General features: G+C 72.1%; 16 protein-coding genes. 10 read left to right on the top strand and 6 right to left on the bottom strand.

Annotated features, from left to right (window positions below; genetic code table 11):
* Positions 1-8: 8 nt before the first annotated feature.
* The 6 genes from ACIQGQ_RS03020 to ACIQGQ_RS02995 form a co-directional block, all read right to left on the bottom strand.
* The gene (locus ACIQGQ_RS03020) at positions 9-1,964 is read right to left on the bottom strand and encodes an APC family permease (protein ID WP_402389844.1); all 1,956 of its coding nucleotides are present in this window, start codon (positions 1,962-1,964) and stop codon (positions 9-11) included.
* A gap of 102 nt (positions 1,965-2,066) precedes the next feature.
* Complete coding sequence (locus tag ACIQGQ_RS03015) at positions 2,067-3,134, bottom strand: 2-oxoacid:ferredoxin oxidoreductase subunit beta (protein ID WP_402389842.1); 1,068 nt, start codon at positions 3,132-3,134, stop codon at positions 2,067-2,069.
* Positions 3,127-5,082, bottom strand: coding sequence for a 2-oxoacid:acceptor oxidoreductase subunit alpha (locus ACIQGQ_RS03010; protein ID WP_402389840.1), 1,956 nt, complete (start codon positions 5,080-5,082; stop codon positions 3,127-3,129). The genes ACIQGQ_RS03015 and ACIQGQ_RS03010 overlap by 8 nt, the downstream gene beginning before the upstream one ends.
* Positions 5,083-5,352: 270 nt before the next feature.
* On the bottom strand, positions 5,353-6,027 hold the full coding sequence (locus tag ACIQGQ_RS03005; RefSeq protein ID WP_366294788.1) for a response regulator transcription factor: 675 nt from the start codon (positions 6,025-6,027) through the stop codon (positions 5,353-5,355).
* Positions 6,028-6,151: 124 nt separating this feature from the next.
* Positions 6,152-7,510, bottom strand: a complete 1,359-nt coding sequence (locus ACIQGQ_RS03000) for a sensor histidine kinase (RefSeq protein WP_402389837.1) — start codon at positions 7,508-7,510, stop codon at positions 6,152-6,154.
* Between the two features lie 74 nt (positions 7,511-7,584).
* Positions 7,585-8,793, bottom strand: a complete 1,209-nt coding sequence (locus tag ACIQGQ_RS02995) for a sensor histidine kinase (protein WP_402389834.1) — start codon at positions 8,791-8,793, stop codon at positions 7,585-7,587.
* Positions 8,794-8,993: 200 nt separating this feature from the next.
* On the opposite strand from ACIQGQ_RS02995, the gene ACIQGQ_RS02990 reads away from it, so the two are divergent.
* The 10 genes from ACIQGQ_RS02990 to ACIQGQ_RS02945 are packed head-to-tail and all read left to right on the top strand — an operon-like array spanning position 8,994 to position 18,993.
* Entirely contained in the window at positions 8,994-9,428 is a 435-nt protein-coding gene (locus ACIQGQ_RS02990; RefSeq protein ID WP_402390303.1) for an NADH-quinone oxidoreductase subunit A, read from the top strand.
* The gene (locus tag ACIQGQ_RS02985) at positions 9,419-10,057 is read left to right on the top strand and encodes an NADH-quinone oxidoreductase subunit B family protein (RefSeq protein ID WP_366294781.1); all 639 of its coding nucleotides are present in this window, start codon (positions 9,419-9,421) and stop codon (positions 10,055-10,057) included. The genes ACIQGQ_RS02990 and ACIQGQ_RS02985 overlap by 10 nt, the downstream gene beginning before the upstream one ends.
* Positions 10,054-11,259, top strand: a complete 1,206-nt coding sequence (locus tag ACIQGQ_RS02980; protein ID WP_402389830.1) for an NADH-quinone oxidoreductase subunit C — start codon at positions 10,054-10,056, stop codon at positions 11,257-11,259. Before ACIQGQ_RS02985 ends, ACIQGQ_RS02980 begins: the two co-directional genes overlap by 4 nt.
* Positions 11,256-12,227 carry an NADH-quinone oxidoreductase subunit H gene (locus ACIQGQ_RS02975; protein WP_402389827.1) on the top strand — a complete coding sequence of 324 codons (972 nt, stop codon included), beginning with the start codon at positions 11,256-11,258 and terminating at the stop codon, positions 12,225-12,227. The genes ACIQGQ_RS02980 and ACIQGQ_RS02975 overlap by 4 nt, the downstream gene beginning before the upstream one ends.
* Positions 12,224-12,847, top strand: coding sequence for a NuoI/complex I 23 kDa subunit family protein (locus ACIQGQ_RS02970; RefSeq protein ID WP_402389824.1), 624 nt, complete (start codon positions 12,224-12,226; stop codon positions 12,845-12,847). The genes ACIQGQ_RS02975 and ACIQGQ_RS02970 overlap by 4 nt, the downstream gene beginning before the upstream one ends.
* Positions 12,844-13,398 (top strand): NADH-quinone oxidoreductase subunit J, encoded by a 555-nt coding sequence (locus ACIQGQ_RS02965; RefSeq protein ID WP_402389822.1) that lies wholly within the window; start codon positions 12,844-12,846, stop codon positions 13,396-13,398. The genes ACIQGQ_RS02970 and ACIQGQ_RS02965 overlap by 4 nt, the downstream gene beginning before the upstream one ends.
* The gene (nuoK, locus tag ACIQGQ_RS02960) at positions 13,398-13,823 is read left to right on the top strand and encodes an NADH-quinone oxidoreductase subunit NuoK (protein ID WP_402389820.1); all 426 of its coding nucleotides are present in this window, start codon (positions 13,398-13,400) and stop codon (positions 13,821-13,823) included. Before ACIQGQ_RS02965 ends, nuoK begins: the two co-directional genes overlap by 1 nt.
* The gene (locus ACIQGQ_RS02955; RefSeq protein WP_402389818.1) at positions 13,820-15,820 is read left to right on the top strand and encodes an NADH-quinone oxidoreductase subunit L; all 2,001 of its coding nucleotides are present in this window, start codon (positions 13,820-13,822) and stop codon (positions 15,818-15,820) included. Before nuoK ends, ACIQGQ_RS02955 begins: the two co-directional genes overlap by 4 nt.
* A 27-nt stretch (positions 15,821-15,847) precedes the next feature.
* Positions 15,848-17,395 carry a NuoM family protein gene (locus ACIQGQ_RS02950; protein WP_402390300.1) on the top strand — a complete coding sequence of 516 codons (1,548 nt, stop codon included), beginning with the start codon at positions 15,848-15,850 and terminating at the stop codon, positions 17,393-17,395.
* Positions 17,392-18,993, top strand: a complete 1,602-nt coding sequence (locus ACIQGQ_RS02945) for an NADH-quinone oxidoreductase subunit N (RefSeq protein ID WP_402389816.1) — start codon at positions 17,392-17,394, stop codon at positions 18,991-18,993. Before ACIQGQ_RS02950 ends, ACIQGQ_RS02945 begins: the two co-directional genes overlap by 4 nt.
* Positions 18,994-19,042: the final 49 nt, after the last annotated feature.

The following is a 19,042-nucleotide window of genomic DNA, read 5'->3' as shown; positions in this document are numbered from 1 at the left end:
GACGCCCGTCAGTCCGGGTCGGGGGTGCGCCCCTCCTCCAGGGCCCGCAGCGCCCGGGACACGTCGAACGGCAGGATCGTCACCGCCACGTGCGGCAGCGGGGCCAGCGCCTTGGCCATCTGCTCGCCGGTGCCCCGGTGCAGCAGCTTGCCGAGCACGTTGGCGTAGGTCCGGCGCGGCACCAGGACCGTCAGCGCGGTGTGGCCGTCCTCGGTGGTGCGGGCCGCCAGCTCCCGCATCGCGTGGCGCAGCCGCCGGTCCGGGCACGCCACCAGGTCCAGGGGCACGGAGGTGGCGGCGGTCGCCTCCCAGCGGGCGGCCAGCCGCCTGGCGTGCGCCTCGTCGATCGCGAAGTGCACCGCCCGGATCCCGTCCGGGCGCAGCTCATGGGCGTACCGCAGCGCCTTCAGCGTCGCCAGGTCCAACGTCTCGACCAGCACGAGGACCAGATGGTGCCGGTCGCGGGGGCGGTCGGCCCCCGGCGCCTGGATGCTCCGGAGCGCGGCGGCCTCGCGGCGGTACTCGCGGTTGATCCGGGTCAGCGCCCACACGCCGAGCGGGAAGACCACCACGACCAGCCAGGCGCCCTCGGTGAACTTGGTGACCGCGAAGATCAGCACCACGGCGGCCGAGATCGCCGCGGCCAGCGCGTTCACCCCGATCTTGAGCCTGCGGTGCCGTTCGCGGCGCCGCAGGTGGTACGCGGTGAGCCCGGCCCCGGCCATGGTGAACGCGGTGAACACACCGATCGCGTACAGCGCCACCAGCCGGTCCACGCTCGCCCCGGTGGCCAGCAGCAGGGCCAGCGAGACCACGGCCAGCGAGATGATGCCGTTGGAGAACGCGAGCCGGTGCCCGCGCCGGGTCAGCACCCTCGGCAGGAACCGGTCCTTGGCCACGAAGCTGGCGAGGAACGGGAACCCGGTGAACGGGGTGTTGGCGCCGGTGTAGAGGACCAGCGCCGTCGCCAGCTGCACGAAGACCAGCCCGGCCGTGCCGAGCGGGCCGTCCCCGAAGGCGAAGTGCGCCTCCTGCGCGATGACCGTCGGGGTGCCGTCGGCGTACGGGACGGCGTGGGTGAAGTGGGCCAGCGTGGAGACGCCGAGGACCAGCACGCCGAGGATGCAGCTCATCGTGATCAGGGTGCGGCGGGCGTTGCGGCCCTGCGGCTCGCGGAAGGCGGAGATGCCGTTGGAGATCGCTTCGAGACCGGTCAGGGACGAGCCGCCGTTGGCGAAGGAACGCAGCACGATGAAGAGCGAGGCGCCGTAGAGCCAGCCGTCCCCCGGGGTGCCCAGCGGCACGACACCGGGGGCGTGCAGATCGGCGTGCGGCAGCTCCCCGGTGAGCCCGCGCACCGCGGCGGCGACGAGCACCAGCCCGACCGCCGCCATGAACAGGTAGGCCGGCAGCGCGAACGCCCGCCCCGCCTCCCGGATGCCGCGCAGGTTCCCGTACGCGAGCAGCACGATCACCCCGACGGAGACGGGGAGCTGGAGATGGTCGAGGCCGGTGAAGCCGTTCCCGGCCAGATGGGCGAGCGAGATCAGCGCGTTGGTGCCGGCCGAGACCTGCACGGCGACGGTCACGATGTAGTCGACGAGCAGGGCGACGGCGGCGATCTGCGCGACGTTCGGCCCGAAGTTCTCCCGCGCGACGACGTACGACCCGCCCGCCCGGGTGTAGATCATGACGACGTCGCTGTAGCAGAGCGTCAGGAGCAGCAGCACCAGCAGGATCGCGCCGGTCACCGGCATCAGCAGGGTGAACGCCGCCGTACCGATCACGGGCACCAGGACCCGCAGCATCTCCTCGGAACCGTACGCGGACGAACTGATGCAGTCGGAGGCGAGCACCCCGAGCGCCGTCCGGTTGTCCAGCTTCTCCTGACTGATGCGCTCGGTGGTCAGCGGCCTGCCGAGCAGACGCCGTTTGATGCGGTACGCGGGACGGTCCAGGGTCATGGCCACATCGTGCGCGGCGACCGGCCGCCGCCCCGGGACGCCGACGCCGGACGGGCCGAAGTTCAGCCCGTCCGGCGACGGCGGTACGTACCGGTGGCGGCGTCAGCCGACGACCGTCCAGTTGTCGTTCCCGGCGAGGAGCGCGCCCAGGTCGCCCTTGCCGTGCCGCTCCTCGGCGGTGTCGAGCTGCTCCGCCATGAGCGTGTCGTACACCGGACGTTCCACATCGCGCAGGACGCCGATGGGGGTCTGGTGCAGGGTGTCCGGGTCGGCGAGGCGGGAGAGCGCGAACGCGGTGGTCGGGGACGCGCTGTGGGCGTCGTGGACCAGGACGCGGGACTCGTTCTCCGCGGTGACGTCGACGACCTGGAGATCGCCGGTGGCCGGGTCGCGGACGACGCCCTTGGCGTCGTCGGTGCCGAAGCGGATGGGCTGCCCGTGCTCCAGCCGGATCACCGCCTCCTGCGCCCGGTCCTTGTCCTTCATGGCCTCGAAGGCGCCGTCGTTGAAGATGTTGCAGTTCTGGTAGATCTCCACGAGCGCCGTGCCCGGGTGGTCGGCGGCGGCGCGCAGCACGCTCGTGAGGTGCTTGCGGTCGGAGTCGATGGTGCGGGCGACGAAGGACGCCTCCGCGCCGAGCGCCAGGGAGACCGGGTTGAACGGGGCGTCCAGCGAGCCCATCGGCGTCGACTTGGTGATCTTCCCGATCTCGGAGGTGGGGGAGTACTGGCCCTTGGTCAGCCCGTAGATCCGGTTGTTGAACAGCAGGATCTTGAGGTTGACGTTGCGGCGCAGGGCGTGGATCAGGTGGTTGCCGCCGATGGACAGCGCGTCGCCGTCGCCCGTGACGACCCAGACGGACAGGTCGCGGCGGGAGGTGGCCAGCCCGGTGGCGATGGCCGGGGCGCGGCCGTGGATGGAGTGCATCCCGTAGGTGTTCATGTAGTACGGGAAGCGGGAGGAGCAGCCGATCCCGGAGACGAAGACGATGTTCTCCTTCGCCAGGCCCAGTTCGGGCATGAAGCCCTGCACGGCGGCGAGTACGGCGTAGTCGCCGCAGCCGGGGCACCAGCGGACCTCCTGGTCGGACTTGAAGTCCTTCATGGTCTGCTTGGCCTCGGCCCTGGGCACCAGGTTGAGGAGCTGGTTGGCCACGTCGGTGTCAGGCATCGATGGCCTCCTTGAGTGCCGTCGCGAGCTGTTCGGCCTTGAACGGCATGCCGTTGACCTGGGTGTAGCTGTGGGCGTCGACGAGGTACTTGGCCCGGACGAGGGTGGCGAGCTGGCCGAGGTTCATCTCGGGGACGACCACCTTGTCGTAGCTCTTCAGGACCTCGCCCAGATTCTCCGGGAAGGGGTTCAGATGGCGCAGATGGGCCTGCGCGATGGGCAGCCCCTCGCCGCGGAGGCGGCGCACGGCGGCGGTGACGGGGCCGTACGTGGAGCCCCAGCCGAGGACCAGGGTGCGGGCGCCGTCCGGGTCGTCGACCTCCAGTTCGGGGACGGTGATCCCGTCGATCTTGGCCTGGCGGGTGCGGACCATGAGGTCGTGGTTGGCCGGGTCGTAGGAGATGTTGCCGCTGCCGTCCTGCTTCTCGATGCCGCCGATGCGGTGTTCGAGACCGGGGGTGCCGGGGACCGCCCAGGGGCGGGCCAGGGTCTGCGGATCGCGTTTGTAGGGCCAGAACACCTCGGTGCCGTCGGCCAGTTCGTGGTTGGCGGCGGTGGCGAACCGGACGCGCAGATCGGGCAGGTCGGCGACTTCGGGGATCCGCCAGGGCTCGGAGCCGTTGGCGAGGTAGCCGTCGGAGAGGAGGAAGACCGGGGTGCGGTACGTCAGGGCGATCCGGGCGGCGTCCAGCACGGCGTCGAAGCAGTCCGCCGGGGTCCGGGGGGCCACCACGGGCACCGGGGCCTCGCCGTTGCGCCCGTACATCGCCTGGAGCAGGTCGGCCTGCTCGGTCTTGGTGGGCAGGCCGGTGGACGGGCCGCCGCGCTGGATGTCGACGACGAGCAGCGGCAGCTCCAGGGAGACCGCCAGCCCGATCGTCTCGGACTTCAGCGCCACACCGGGACCGGAGGTGGTGGTGACCGCGAGCGAACCGCCGAAGGCGGCGCCCAGCGCCGCGCCGATCCCGGCGATCTCGTCCTCGGCCTGGAAGGTCCGCACACCGAAGTTCTTGTGCTTGGACAGCTCGTGCAGGATGTCGGAGGCCGGGGTGATCGGGTACGAGCCCAGGTACAGCGGCAGGTCCGCCTGGCGGGCGGCGGCGATCAGCCCGTACGACAGCGCCAGGTTCCCCGAGATGTTGCGGTACGTGCCCGGCGGGAACGCGTGCGAGGCGGGCGCCACCTCGTAGGAGACGGCGAAGTCCTCCGTCGTCTCACCGAAGTTCCAACCCGCCCGGAACGCCGCCACGTTGGCCTCGGCGATCTGCGGCTTCTTCGCGAACTTGCTCCGCAGGAACGCCTCGGTGCCCTCGGTCGGCCGGTGGTACATCCACGACAGCAGGCCCAGCGCGAACATGTTCTTCGAGCGCTCGGCCTCCTTGCGGGACAGGCCGAACTCCTTCAGCGCCTCGATCGTCAGCGTCGTCAGCGGCACCGGGTGGACGTTGTACGCCTCCAGCGAGCCGTCCTCCAGGGGACTGGTCGCGTACCCCACCTTCGCCATCGGGCGCTTGGTGAACTCGTCGGTGTTCACGATGATTTCCGCGCCGCGCGGGATGTCGCCGATGTTCGCCCTCAACGCCGCGGGGTTCATCGCGACCAGCACGTCCGGCGCGTCACCGGGGGTGAGGATGTCGTGGTCCGCGAAATGCAGCTGGAACGACGAAACCCCCGGCAGGGTGCCTGCGGGGGCGCGGATCTCGGCGGGGAAGTTCGGCAGCGTCGACAGATCGTTGCCGAACGACGCGGTCTCCGAGGTGAAGCGGTCACCGGTGAGCTGCATACCGTCTCCGGAGTCACCCGCGAAACGGATGATCACCCGGTCCAGACGGCGGATCTCCTTCTCGCCTGCTCCCGTGTCACCGGAGCGGGGGGCGCGCTGGCCCCCGACGAGCGCCTCGCTGGCCTCATCGGCCTGTCCGGCTGGGCTACTGACCTGGCTGGTCACTGAACTGGACCTCCCTAGCGGCGGCGGCTCGGGTTCCGCCGGTACGCCGACGGTCCCCCTGCCCACCCTACTTCTGTAAGGGGTGCCTTACTCGGAGCGATCACATAGTGGATGGGGTTTCGAGGCGCGAATTGATCCCTGATGTGGCGCGTTCCGTGTGCCGGGCGCCCGAGGGGCCCGGGATCCGCACGTTAGCTGACGGTGCGTCAGGTCTCCAGGTCCCTCGCCACCGCCGGCCGGGGCGGGCCCGGCCGGCGGAAGCGCCGGGGCTCAGGAGTTCAGATACGTCAGGACCGCCAGGACACGCCGGTGGTCCCCCTCGCTGGGGGACAGCCCCAGCTTCAGGAAGATGTTGCTGACGTGCTTCTCCACCGCGCCGTCGCTCACCACCAGCTGCTTGGCCACCGCCGAGTTCGTCCGGCCCTCCGCCATCAGCCCGAGCACCTCGCGCTCGCGCGGCGTCAGCCCGGCCAGGACGTCCTGCTTGCGGCTCCGGCCCAGCAGCTGCGCGACGACCTCGGGGTCCAGCGCCGTCCCGCCCCGCGCCACCCGCACCACCGCGTCCACGAACTCCCGGACCTCGGCGACCCGGTCCTTCAGGAGGTAGCCCACGCCCCGGCTGGACCCGGCCAGCAGCTCCGTCGCGTACTGCTCCTCCACGTACTGCGACAGGACCAGCACCCCGATCCCCGGGTGGTCCTTCCGCAGCCGCACCGCCGCGCGCACGCCCTCGTCGGTGTGGGTCGGGGGCATCCGCACGTCGGCGACCACCACGTCCGGCGCCGCGCCCTGCGCCGCCAGCTCGTCCACCGTCCTGATCAGGGCCTCGCCGTCGCCCACCCCGGCGACGACGTCATGCCCCAGATCGGTCAGCAGCCGGGTGAGCCCTTCCCGGAGCAGTACCGAATCCTCGGCGATGACCACTCGCACCCTGTTCTCCACCATGAAAGCCGCATCCCCCACTGGTCCGCCCGTGCTGTTCGGGTCCGTTCGTACGGTCCCCAGCATTACAGCTTTCCGGTGGCGGTGTGCGGTGCCCCGTTCATCCTTTTGCTACGGATACGTCCACTCAGCCGCGCCAGGGCAGCTCGGCGGTGATCCTGGTCGGGCCGCCCTGCGGGGAGTCCACGGCCAGGACGCCGTCCACCGCGTCCAGCCGCTCGGCCAGTCCCGCCAGCCCGCTGCCCGCCGAGGGGTCGGCGCCTCCCCGGCCGTCGTCGGTGACCTGGAGCATCAGCCGGTCGCCGGTGCGCCAGACCTCGACGGTGGCCGAGCGCGCCGCGCTGTGCTTGCTCACGTTCTGGAGCAGCTCGGAGACGGTGAAGTACGCGATGCCCTCGATCGCCTGGACCGGGCGTTCGGGCAGGTCGACGGTGACGGTGACGGGGACGGTGCAGCGGGAGGCGATGGCGGAGAGGGCGGCGTCGAGTCCGCGGTCGGTGAGGACGGCGGGGTGGATGCCGCGGGCGAGGTCGCGGAGTTCCTGGAGGGCGATCTTGACCTCGCCGTGGGCCTCGTCGACCATGCGGGCGGCGGCTTCCGGGTCGGCGGTCAGCTTCTCCTTCGCCAGCCCCAGATCCATGGCGAGGGCGACGAGGCGGGCCTGGGCGCCGTCGTGGAGGTCGCGCTCGATGCGGCGCAGGTCGGCGGCGGCGGTGTCCACGACCACGCCCCGGTCCGTCTCCAGCTCGGAGACCCGGGTGGCCAGCCGGGACGGCCCGAGCAGCCCGCGCACCAGCGCCCGGTCCACGTGCGCCAGCCCCCGGACCACCCACGCCGTCACCAGTACGAGCACCAGGCCCGTCACGAAGGCCAGCACCATCCCGACCGGGGTGTCGACGTACACCGTGCGGCCCGTGTCGGAGTACACCTGGAGGCCGTTGTGGCTCAGCCGCGCGGGGAGGACCCAGTACCACAGCGGATACGTGAGGACGGTCCAGCCGCACATCCAGAGCGGCAGCCCGATGGAGAACGAGATCAGCGCCCAGGGGAACTGCACCACCGAGTAGAGCAGGTGCCGCCAGGACGCCCCGTTCTTCAGTGACGCGCCCATCCAGGACATCAGCCCGCCGGTCCGCCCGCGCACCGGTTCCGGGGCCGCCACGTCCACCCCGAGCAGCGCCCGCGCCCGCGCCCGCTCCACCGCGCCGAACCCCCGGCACAGGGCCAGCGTGCCGGCCAGGATCGGGACCCCGAGGAAGGTGATCAGCATGCCCACGCCGAACGAGGTCAGGGTGATCGAGAAGCCGAACAGGACCAGCCCGACCGGCACGCTCAGCACCTGGTACAGCAGCGCGCGCCAGGTCCTGCCCTCGAACGGGGCCCGCAGCGCGGCGGGCAGCAGACGCTTCAGCGGGGAGCCGTCCCCGGGGTCGGCCGTCCCGGACCACCGAGGGTCCCGCGTGTCCGGTCCGTATGCCGTGGCCATGGGTGTGTCCGTTTCCTCTCGGTGTGCGCGTGCGTGGTGCGCGGGTACGTGGTGTGCGGGTGCGGGGGAGCGGGTCAGCCGTGCCGGAGCCGTTCGGCCCCGGCCTTCTTCGACGGTTCGCGGTCGCGCCAGGGCAGCTCGGCGGTGACCGTGGTGGGCCCGCCGGCCGGCGAGTCCAGGACGAAGAGCCCGTCCACGGCGCCCAGCCGCTCGGCCAGCCCCGCCATCCCGGTGCCCCCGTCCATCTTCGCGCCTCCCCGGCCGTCGTCGGTGACCTGGAGCATCAGCCGGTCGCCGGTGCGCCAGACCTCGACGGTGGCCGAGCGCGCCGCGCTGTGCTTGCTCACGTTCTGGAGCAGCTCGGAGACGGTGAAGTACGCGATGCCCTCGATGGCCTCCGCGGGACGCGCCGGGAGATCGACGGTGACGGTGACGGGGACGGTGCAGCGGGAGGCGATGGCGGAGAGGGCGGCGTCGAGTCCGCGGTCGGTGAGGACGGCGGGGTGGATGCCGCGGGCGAGGTCGCGGAGTTCCTGGAGGGCGATCTTGACCTCGCCGTGGGCCTCGTCGACCATGCGGGCGGCGGCTTCCGGGTCGGCGGTCAGCTTCTCCTTCGCCAGCCCCAGGCCCATGGCGAGGGCGACGAGGCGGGCCTGGGCGCCGTCGTGGAGGTCGCGCTCGATGCGGCGGAGGTCGGCGGCGGCGGTGTCCACGACCACGCCCCGGTCCGCCTCCAGCTCCGCGATCCGGCGCTCCAGCTCGTCGGAGGGCGAGAGCAGCCCGCGCACCATCGCCCGGTCCGCGTTGCCGAGGAACCGCGTGATGTACGGAACCACCGGCCACAGCGCGATCAGGCCCACCAGCGTCACCCCGAAGGTGAGCACGCCCCACGGCAGCCGGACGAAGGAGTAGAGCACCGCCCGCCACCCCACCGGGTCCTTGACGCTCGACCACAGCCACGGGAAGAACCCCGTCTCCCGCCGCGACAGCACCACCGGGCTCGGCTCCTCGATCCGCACCCCCAGCATCGCCCGCGCCCGGCCCCGCTCGACCCGGCCGATCAGCCGCGCCCCCTGCAGCGAGACGGCGAGCAGGGGCAGACCGACGACCGTGACCGAGAGCGCCACGCCGACGCCGATCGTCGCCACCGTGTAGACGAACGCGAGGAGCGTCATCGGCAGATCGGCCAGAAGATGGCCGATCTCGCGCCGCGTCCACCGGTCGGGGATGGCGCGGGCGGGCGGCGGCCGGTCGTCGTCCGGCACCTGGGGGCTCATGGTCATGGGACAAGCCTGCCGGTACGGATCGCCGCACGCCATGGGGCTCATGGGTGCCCTGGGGTGGGGATAACCCCACCTCGGGGCATTCACCGACGGGCCCCTCGCCCGACGCGGCTGCTTACCCTCCCTTTAACAGGGCCTAGACTCCCGTGCGTACGGACACCGGACGGATTCCAGGGGAGCGAGGGGCGGACGTGGCTGACCTGCCGGATGCACCGGGCCTGCCGGGACTGCCGGACCTGACGGGGTCGGCGTCGGCCGTTCTCGCCTCGGACTACTTCCGGGGATATTCGGTCGTCGGACTGCTCGCCGTGATCGGCGTGCTCTTCGTCGCCGTCGCCTTCGGGGCCGGCCGGCTCCTGCGCCCCGTGGTGCCGACACCGGAGAAGCTCCTCACCTACGAATGCGGCGTCGACCCGGTGGGCGAGGGCTGGGCCCATACCCAGGTCCGCTATTACGTCTACGCCTTCCTGTACGTGATCTTCGCCGTCGACTCGATCTTCCTCTTCCCGTGGGCGACGGTCTTCGCCGCACCGGGATACGGGGCGACGACGCTGATCGAAATGTTCGTCTTCCTCGGTTTCCTGGCCGTGGGACTGCTCTACGCATGGAAGAAGGGCGTCCTCGAATGGACGTGACCAGCACGCGGGCCGACGGGGGAGCCGAGCAGCAGCCCGTGCCGACCTTCCTGCCGGAGCCCAAGCGGCTCGGCGTCCTGTCGCGCCTGGCACCCGAACCGATGAAGGTGGTCCTGAACTGGGGCCGCCGCTACAGCCTGTGGGTCTTCAACTTCGGGCTGGCCTGCTGCGCCATCGAGTTCATCGCCGCCTCCATGGCCCGGCACGACTTCATCCGGCTCGGCGTGATCCCGTTCGCGCCGGGCCCGCGCCAGGCCGACCTCATGATCGTCTCCGGCACGGTGACCGACAAGATGGCCCCGGCGGTGAAGCGGCTCTACGAGCAGATGCCCGAGCCGAAGTACGTCATCTCCTTCGGCGCCTGCTCCAACTGCGGCGGGCCCTACTGGGACTCGTACGCGGTCACCAAGGGCGTCGACCAGATCATCCCCGTCGACGTCTACGTACCCGGCTGCCCGCCCCGGCCGGAGGCGCTGCTCCAGGGCATCCTCAAGCTCCAGGAGAAGATCGCCCGCGAGTCGCTGGGCGAGCGGTACGCGACGGGCGGCACCCGCCCCTCGACCGCCGCGCTGCGCAGCGGACTCGTCGCCGCACCGCCGAAGCCGGGCACGGGGGAGGAGCACGCGTGACCACCACCCCGGACGACGCGTACGACCGGCTGCCGGACGCCGCCGCCGAACTGTTCGGCGAGGGCGCGACGGCGGAGTACGCCTACGAACTGCTGACCGTCGACGTACCGGCCGCCGGCTGGATCGCCGCCCTCGAAACCGCCCGCGACCGGCTCGGCTGCACGTACTTCGACTGGCTGAGCGCCGTCGACGAACCGGACACCGGCTTCCGGGTCTGCGCCCATGTGGTGGCCCTGGCCGGCGGCCGGGTCCGCCGCCTGATGGTCCGTACGACCGTGCCGCACGCGGCGCCGGTCCTGCCCACCGCCGTCGGCGTCTACGCGGGCGCCGCCTGGCACGAGCGCGAGACGCACGAGATGTTCGGCATCGGCTTCGACGGCCACCCGCACCTGGTGCCGCTGCTGCTGCCCGAGGGCTTCGAGGGCCACCCGCTGCGCAAGGACTTCGTGCTGGCGGCCCGGGTCGCGAAGGCGTGGCCCGGCGCGAAGGAGCCGGGCGAGTCGGAGCACGGCGGACCGAAGCGGCGCACGATGCTGCCGCCCGGGGTGCCCGACCCGAACGAATGGGGGCCCCTGAAGGGGCAGCTCCCGCCCGCCCCGGCCCGACCGGCGCGCGCCGCGCGTGCGGCGGGCGACCGGCCGGTACGCCGGACCCGCAGCGCGAGCGAGGGCTCGGCCGCCCAGCGCACCGCCGGGGCCGCCACCCCGGAAGCCGCGGCTCCGGAAGCCGCGGCTCCGGCCGTTCCCGGGGCGGCCGGGGAGGCGCCTGCGCGCCCCACGAGGCCGCGCCGCAACCGCAGCGCCTCCCAGGGCTCGGCCAGCCAGCAGAACGAACCGCAGCAGACCGAACCGCAACGGACCGAACCCCGGAAGGACACCCCGGCGGAGCCGGCCCCGGGCACGGGGACGGCCGCCCCCACGGACGCGGGCACGGGCTCCGGCACGGCCACGAGCGACGCCCCCTGGCACCACGCCCGCCCGGCCTTCGACCCGGAGACACCTCCCGAGGCCGCCGGGAAGCCCGAGACCAGCGAGGCACCCGAGGCACCCGAGGCCGCAGGAACTCCCGAGGCACCTGAGGCCGCCGAGGCTGCCAGGGCTCCTGAGGCCCAGGAATCCCCTGAACCCCCGAAGCCTCCCGAGCACCCCAAGACGCCCGAACACCCCGAACACCCCGAGTCCGCCGGAGGCGATCCCGCGTGAACGACGTACTGGACGTCGCCCTCCGCCTCGTCGCCGTCTTCGTCGCCTTCCTGGTCCTCCCGCTCGTCGTCGGGCAGACCGAGCACAAGGTGATGGCCCACATGCAGGGCCGCCTCGGCCCCATGTACGCGGGCGGCTTCCACGGCTGGGCCCAGCTCGTCGCGGACGGAGTGAAGTTCGCGCAGAAGGAGGACGTGGTCCCGGCCGACGCCGACCGCCGCGTCTTCCAGCTCGCCCCGGCCGTCGCGCTCCTGCCGTACCTGCTGGTGCTCGTCGTCATCCCGGTCGGCCCCGGCGAGGGCGCGGCCGGGCACTTCATCGACGCGGGCGTCTTCTACGTGCTCGCCGTCATGGGCGTCGGCGTGCTCGGCTCGCTGATGGCCGGCTGGGCCTCGGCGAACAAGTTCTCCCTTCTCGGCGGACTCCGCACCGCCGCCCAGCTGCTCGCGTACGAACTGCCGATGCTGCTCGCCGCCGCCTCCGTGGCGATGGCGGCCGGAACCGTCTCGCTCACCGGCATCCTCGATTCCTTCGAGTGGTGGTGGCTGCCCTGGCAGATCGTCGGAGCCCTGGTCTTCTTCGTGGCCGGGCTCGCCGAACTCCAGCGCCCGCCCTTCGACATGCCGGTCGCCGACTCGGAGATCATCTTCGGCGCCTACACCGAGTACACCGGTCTGCGCTTCGCGCTGTTCCTGCTCGCCGAGTACGCGGGCATCGTCGTCCTGTGCGGACTGACCACCGTCCTCTTCCTCGGCGGCTGGCACGGACCGCTTGGCGCCGACGGACTCGGCTGGGTCTGGACGCTCCTCAAGACCGCGGTCCTCGCCTTCGTCGTCATCTGGCTCCGGGTCACCTACCCCCGGCTCCGCGAGGACCAGCTGCAGAAGCTCGCCTGGACCACGCTCATCCCGCTCGCCCTCGCGCAGATCGCGCTCACCGGCATCGTGAAGGTGGCGATCAGCTCATGACCCCGCGCATCCCCGGCTCCGGACTGGCCAAGGGCCTGGCCGTCACCCTGCGGACGATGACCCGCAAGACGGTCACCGCGCAGTACCCCGACGTCCAGCCCGAACTGCCGCCCCGCTCGCGCGGCGTCATCGGGCTGTTCGAGGAGAACTGCACCGTCTGCATGCTCTGCGCCCGCGAATGCCCCGACTGGTGCATCTACATCGACTCCCACAAGGAGACGGTGCCCGCCGCCACCCCCGGCGGCCGCGAACGCAGCCGCAACGTCCTCGACCGCTTCGCCATCGACTTCTCCCTCTGCATGTACTGCGGCATCTGCATCGAGGTGTGCCCCTTCGACGCGCTGTTCTGGTCGCCGGAGTTCGAGTACGCGGAGACGGACATCCACGAACTCACCCACGAGCGCGACAAACTCCGCGAGTGGATGTGGACGGTGCCGGAACCGCCCGCGCTCGACCCGGCCGCCGAGGAACCGAAGGAGATCGCCGCCGCCCGCAAGACGGCCGAGAAACTCGAAGCCCAGCGTGCCCAGGAAGCCCAGCAGGCCGAAGAGGCCCAGCGGGCCCAGGAAACCCAGCAGGCTCAAGAGAACCGGCGCCCGGAAGGAGAAGGAGAGGCGTGACACTCGCAGCGGCCGCGGCCCACCCCGGCTTCCTCTCCCCGACCGGCGTCGAGATCGCCTTCGTCCTCGTGGGCCTCGCGACCTTCGGCGCGGCCCTCGCCACGGTCACCACCAGGCAACTGGTGCACGCCGCCCTCTGGCTGGTCGTGGCGCTCGGCGGACTCGCCGTCGAGTACCTCCTGCTCACCGCCGAGTTCATCGCCTGGGTGCAGGTGCTGATCTACGTCGGTTCCGTCGTCGTCCTTCTCCTCTTCGGACTGATGCTCACCCGGGCCCCCATCGGCCGCTCCCCGGACGCCGACTCCGGCAACCGCTGGGCGGCCCTCGCCGTGGCGCTCGCCGCCGCCGGATCGCTCGTCTGGGTCGTCGTCGACGCCTTCCGCACCACCTGGATCGACCTGGCCGGACCGGCCCAGGGCTCCACCGAGGTGACCGGCGCCTTCCTCTTCCAGCACTGGGTGCTGCCGTTCGAAGCACTCTCCGTCCTGCTGCTCGCCGCCCTGGTCGGCGCGATCGTCCTGTCCCGCAAGCGCGGTAAGGAGCAGAGCTGATGCACCTCGCCTATCCCGCCGTGCTCGCCGTCCTCCTCTTCTGCACCGGGCTGTACGGAGTGCTCGCCCGCCGCAACGCGATCCTGGTCCTGCTCTCGGTCGAGCTGATGCTCAACGCCGTCAACCTCAACCTGGTCGCCTTCGACGTCTGGCTCCGCGACTCCCTCCACGCCGGCCAGGCCCTCACCCTCTTCACCATCGCCATCGCGGCGGCGGAGATCGGCATCGGCCTGGCGATCGTCCTCGCCGTCTACCGCAACCGGGGCAGCTCCGACATCGACCGGCTCCGCGACACCGCCGAGACCGACGCCGCCGAGGACCTCCCCGACCTTTCCGACGACGAAGCGACCGGGACCCCCGACGGGCCCGAGGACCAGGCCACTGCTGCGGCAGGGAAGGCAAAGAAGGCAGAGGCCACCGCGTGACCACCACGACCCTCGCCGTCCTCGTCCCCCTCCTCCCGTTCCTGGGCGCCGTCGCCGGCCTCCTGACCGGGCGCACCGCCCCCGGCTTCGTACGCCCCCTCGCCGTCCTGCCGACCGTCGCCGCGTTCGCCCTCGCCGTGCTCGTCGCCTCCCGCCAGGGCGGCGGCCGGGCCATCGACGCCGCGACCCGGCTCACCCCCACCGGCTCGGTCCCGATCGACCTCGCCCTGCACCTCGACGGCTTCGCGGTCCTCGTCGCCGTCCTGGTCGGGCTCGTCGCGAGCTGCGTGCAGATCTACTCGACCGCCTACCTCCGCGACGACCCCCGCTACCCCTCGTACGCGGCCCTGGTCTCCCTCTTCACCTCCGCGATGCTGCTCGTCGTCTACTCCGGCGACCTGATGGTGCTCCTGGTCGGCTGGGAGATCATGGGCATCTGCTCGTACTTCCTCGTCGGCCACTACTGGGAGACGCCCGAGGCCCGGGCCGCCTCCCTCAAGGCCTTCCTGGTCACCAAGCTCGGCGACGTCCCCTTCCTGATCGGCCTGTTCGCGCTCGCCGCGGACACCGGCACCTTCCGCATCACCGGCATCCTGGGCGCCGTCGCCAACGGCGGCCTCGACCACCCCACCCTCATCGCCCTGCTGCTCCTCGCGGGCGTCGCCGGGAAGTCGGCCCAGTTCCCCCTGCACACCTGGCTGCCCGACGCGATGGCCGGCCCCACCCCCGTCTCCGCGCTCATCCACGCCGCGACGATGGTCGCCGCCGGTATCTACTTCGTGGCCCGGCTCCTGCCCGTCTTCGCCCAGTCCGGCGCGGCGCTCGTCGTCCTCGCCGCAATGGCCGCGATCACGATGGTCGGCTCGGGGCTCGCCGCCCTCGCCCAGGACGACATCAAACGCGTCCTCGCCTACTCGACGATCGGCCAGCTCGGCTACATGGCCGGTGCCCTCGCCGTCGGCGACCGGGCCGCCGCCGTCTTCCACCTCCTCTCCCACGGCGCGTTCAAGGCCGTGCTCTTCCTCGCCGCCGGAGTCGTCATCCACGCCGCCGGCACCAACTCACTGGCCGCCATGTCCCGCATGGGCGGCCTGGCCAAGCGCATCCCGGACGCCTACTGGACGATGACCGTCGCCCTGTTCGCCCTCGCCGCCATCCCGCCGTTCGCCGGCTTCTTCTCCAAGGAAGCCGTCCTCGTCGCCGCCGAGCACACCGCGCTCGGGGACCGGCACGTCGCCCCGGCCGCAGCGGGCTGGACCGTACTCGTCGCCGGGCTGCTCGCCGCCCTCCTCACCGCCGCGTACGCCACCCGCCTCTGGCTCCTCGCCTTCCGGGGCCGGGGCGCCGAGGCACCCGACCACGGCAGGCAGCCCGCCGCGATGACCGCCGTCCTCTGGATCCTCGCCGTACCCACCATCGCCTTCGGTCTGAGCGTCGGTGTGATCAGCGACTGGTTCGACGGCCACAGCCTCGCGCCCACCCTCACCACCGCCGTCCTCTCCACCGGCGTCGCCCTGGCCGGCGGACTCGTCACCTACGGCGCCTGGCGCCACACCTCGGCCCTCGCCGCCCGCACCCGCGTCGGCACCGTCGTCGCCCACCCGGACGCCGAACCCGCCGTCATCGAGGCCCAGGCCATGACCGCGCACACCGCCGCCTACGGAACCGACGGCGACGCCCCCGACCCGGCCGACCCCGGCCGCCTCCTGCTCGGGCCGCTGCACCACCACGCCGCCGCCGGCTTCCACCTGGACGCCCTGTACACGGCGCTGTTCGTCCGCCCGGTCCAGGCCGCGGCGAGCCTCGTCCGCTTCCTGGACCGCGAGGTCGTCGACACCTACGTACGCGGCTCCGGCACCGGCGCCCGCTGGTTCGGCACCGCCGTCCGCCGCGCCCAGACCGGCAACGTGCAGACCTACCTCGGCGCGCTGCTCGCCGGCTCCCTGGTCCTGGTGATCGCCGCCGTCGTCTTCGCCAACGTCAACGCCGGGTCGTGAGCCGTGATCGATATCAGTGAATCCGTGATGCAGTTCCTTCTCGCGTTCGTCATCGCCGGCCCGCTCGTCGGCGCCGCGGCCGCCCTCCTCCCGGCCCCGCCCGGACTGAAGGGGAGCAGCCCCGACCAGGCCGTGCTCCGCCACGGCGTGACCGTCACCGGCGCCGTTCTCCTCGGCGCGCTCGTCCTCGCCGCGGGCTTCGACCACGACCACCCGTCGAAGATGCAGGCCACCACCGACATCAGCTGGATCCCGGCGCTCGACGTCCGCATCCACCTCGGCATCGACGGCATCTCGCTCCCCCTTCTCGTCCTGACCGCGCTACTGGCCTTCCTCTGCGCGCTCCACAGCTACTTCAAGCCCCCCGAGGGCCCCTCCCCGAAGGCCTTCGTCGCCCTCCTGCTCCTCCTGGAGACCGGCACCCTCGCCACCTTCGCCGTCCTCGACCTGATCCTCTTCTTCCTCGCCTTCGAGACGGTGCTCGTCCCGATGTACTTCCTCATCGCCCGCTGGGGCGGTGCCGGACGGCAGGCCGCCGCCTGGAAGTTCATCCTCTACACACTGCTCGGCTCGGTCGTCATGCTGCTGGGCCTGCTCCTGATCGGGCTCAAGAGCGGCACCTTCGACATGGTGGCACTCGCCACTGACAACGGCCGCGGACTCACCTCGTCCGTGCAGGTCATCGCCGTTCTGGCGATCGGGATCGGGCTCGCCGTGAAGACCCCGATGTGGCCGCTGCACAGCTGGCTGCCGGACGCCCACACCGCCGCCCCGACCGTCGGCTCCGTCCTGCTCGCCGGCGTCCTGCTGAAGATGGGCACGTACGGATTCGTCCGCATCCTGCTCCCCGTCGCACCCGACGGGATGCACACCTTCGCGCCCTACCTCGCCGCCTTCGCCGTCGTCGGCATCGTGTACGGATCGCTGGCCTGCCTCGCCCTCGTCCGCCCCGGCGCCAAGGGCGACCTCAAGCGCCTGATCGCGTACTCCTCCGTCGGCCACATGGGCTTCGTGCTCCTCGGCATCGCGAGCATGACCCCCACCGGGGTCAACGGCGCGCTCTTCGCCAACATCGCCCACGGCCTCATCACCGGACTGCTGTTCTTCCTGGTCGGCGCCATCAAGGACCGGTACGGCACCGCCGACCTCGACACCCTCTCCGGTGCCACCGGAGCCGCGCTCTACGGCCGGGCCCCCCGCCTCGGCGGCCTCCTCGCCTTCGCCGCCGTCGCCTCCCTCGGCCTGCCCGGCCTCGCCGGATTCTGGGGCGAGATGCTCGCCCTCTTCGGCTCCTTCGACCCCGCCGACGGCCTCAGCAGGCCCGCCTTCCTCACCTTCATGTCGATCGCCGCGTTCGGCACCCTGCTCACCGCCGCGTACATGCTCATGGTCGTCCGCCGGATCTGCATGGGCGAGAAGCGCGAGGCACCGGCCCTCGCCGACATCCGGACGTACGAGTTCGCCGCCTGGACCCCGCTCGTCGCGCTCACCGTCCTCGCCGGTCTCTGGCCCGCCGTCCTCCTCGGCCTCACCGACCCGGCCGTGCAGAAGCTCCTCGCAGGAGGCAAGTCGTGACCACCGCCGTCGCCGTCCCGGGCGTCGTCACCGCCGCCGGGAGCACCGACCTCGTCCAGTCCGTCGACTGGCTCGCGATCGCGCCCCCGGTCGCCGTCACCGCCATGGCCCTGGTCGTCCTGGTCGCCGACCTCTTCCTCCCCGAGCACCGCAAACCGCTGCTCGGCACCCTGACCGCCGCCGGGCTCGTCGCCGCCCTGGCCCTGCTCGTCCCGCTGCGCGCCGGCGACCGCTCCACCTTCTGCCTCACCGAATCGGCCGCCGCGACCTCCGGCACCGCCTGCAGCTACACCGCCGACCACTTCGCCCTGGTCATCCAGGCCCTGGTGCTCGGCGGCGCCCTGCTCACCGCCCTGCTCTCGCTCGGCGACACCCGCGGACGGCGTCCCGGGGAGTACTGGTTCCTGCTGCTGTCCTCCGCGGCCGGCGCCGCCCTGCTGCCCGCCGCCCGCGACCTCGCGACCCTGGTCATCGCCCTCGAAGTCGCCTCGCTGCCCGCCTTCGCGCTCGTCGGCATCAAGCGCGGCGACCGGCGCTCCTCCGAGGCCGCGCTCAAGTTCTTCCTCTCCTCCGTCGTCGCGACCGCCGTCATGCTGCTCGGCGTCAGCTTCGTCTACGCCGCCACCGGCACCCTGCACCTCACCGAGATCGCCGCCCGCCTCGACGACGTGCCCGGACAGCTCGACACCCTCGCCAAGGCGGGCGTCGCCCTCACCCTCGTCGGCTTCGCCTTCAAGACGGCCGCCGCGCCCTTCCACTTCTGGGTGCCCGACACCTACGTCGGCGCCCCGCTGCCGATCGCCGCGTACCTCTCGGTCGTCGGCAAGGCGGTCGGCTTCTCCGGCCTCATCCTCGTCACCGTGATCGCGTTCCCGGCCTACGCCGACGTCTGGGGACCGGCCCTCGCCGTCCTCGCCGCGCTCACCATGACCCTCGGCAACGTCGCCGCCCTGCGCCAGCGCGCCGACCGGGCCCGCGGCGCCGTACGCCTGCTCGCCTGGTCCTCCGTCGCCCAGGCCGGCTACCTCCTGGTCCCGATCGCCGCCGCCGCGTACTCCAGCGACGAGCACATCGGCTCCACCGTCGCCTACGCCCTCATGTACGCCGTCGTGAACCTCGGAGCCTTCGGAGTCGCCGCCCTGGTCGCCCGGACCAGCCCCGGAAACCGCCTCACCGACTACCGCGGCCTGTACGCCACCCGCCCCCTCGCCGCCCTGGCGATGGCCTTCTTCCTGCTCTGCCTGGCCGGACTGCCGCCCGGCATCATCGGCCTCTTCGCCAAGGTCACGGTCTTCTCCGCGGCTGTCGACGCCGGACTGGGCTGGCTCGCCGCCGTCATGGCCGTCAACGTAGTGATCGCGTTGTACTACTACCTCCAGTGGACCGCGACACTCTTCCGCGCCCCCGAAGAGGCCCCGGCGCACACCCCGGCGCCCGCCTCCGACGCGGCCCCCGCGGACGGCGCCGCACCCGCCCCCACCAGGCACGCCGTCCCGGCCCCCCTCACCGCCGTGATCGCGCTCACCACCGCGGCCGGAGTGCTGCTCTCCGGCGCCCCCCAGGCGATCCTCCGCTTCGCCGCGGTCAATCTCTTCTGACGCTACGAAGATCGGTTTGCCCGGGGCGCCCCGCACAGGGCATGGTCTT

It is taken from the genome of Streptomyces sp. NPDC092952, from assembly GCF_044754785.1.
Classification (GTDB): domain Bacteria; phylum Actinomycetota; class Actinomycetes; order Streptomycetales; family Streptomycetaceae; genus Streptomyces.
The sequence above is the reverse complement of the archived record's forward strand: the minus strand, read 5'-3'. Positions and strand labels throughout refer to the sequence as shown.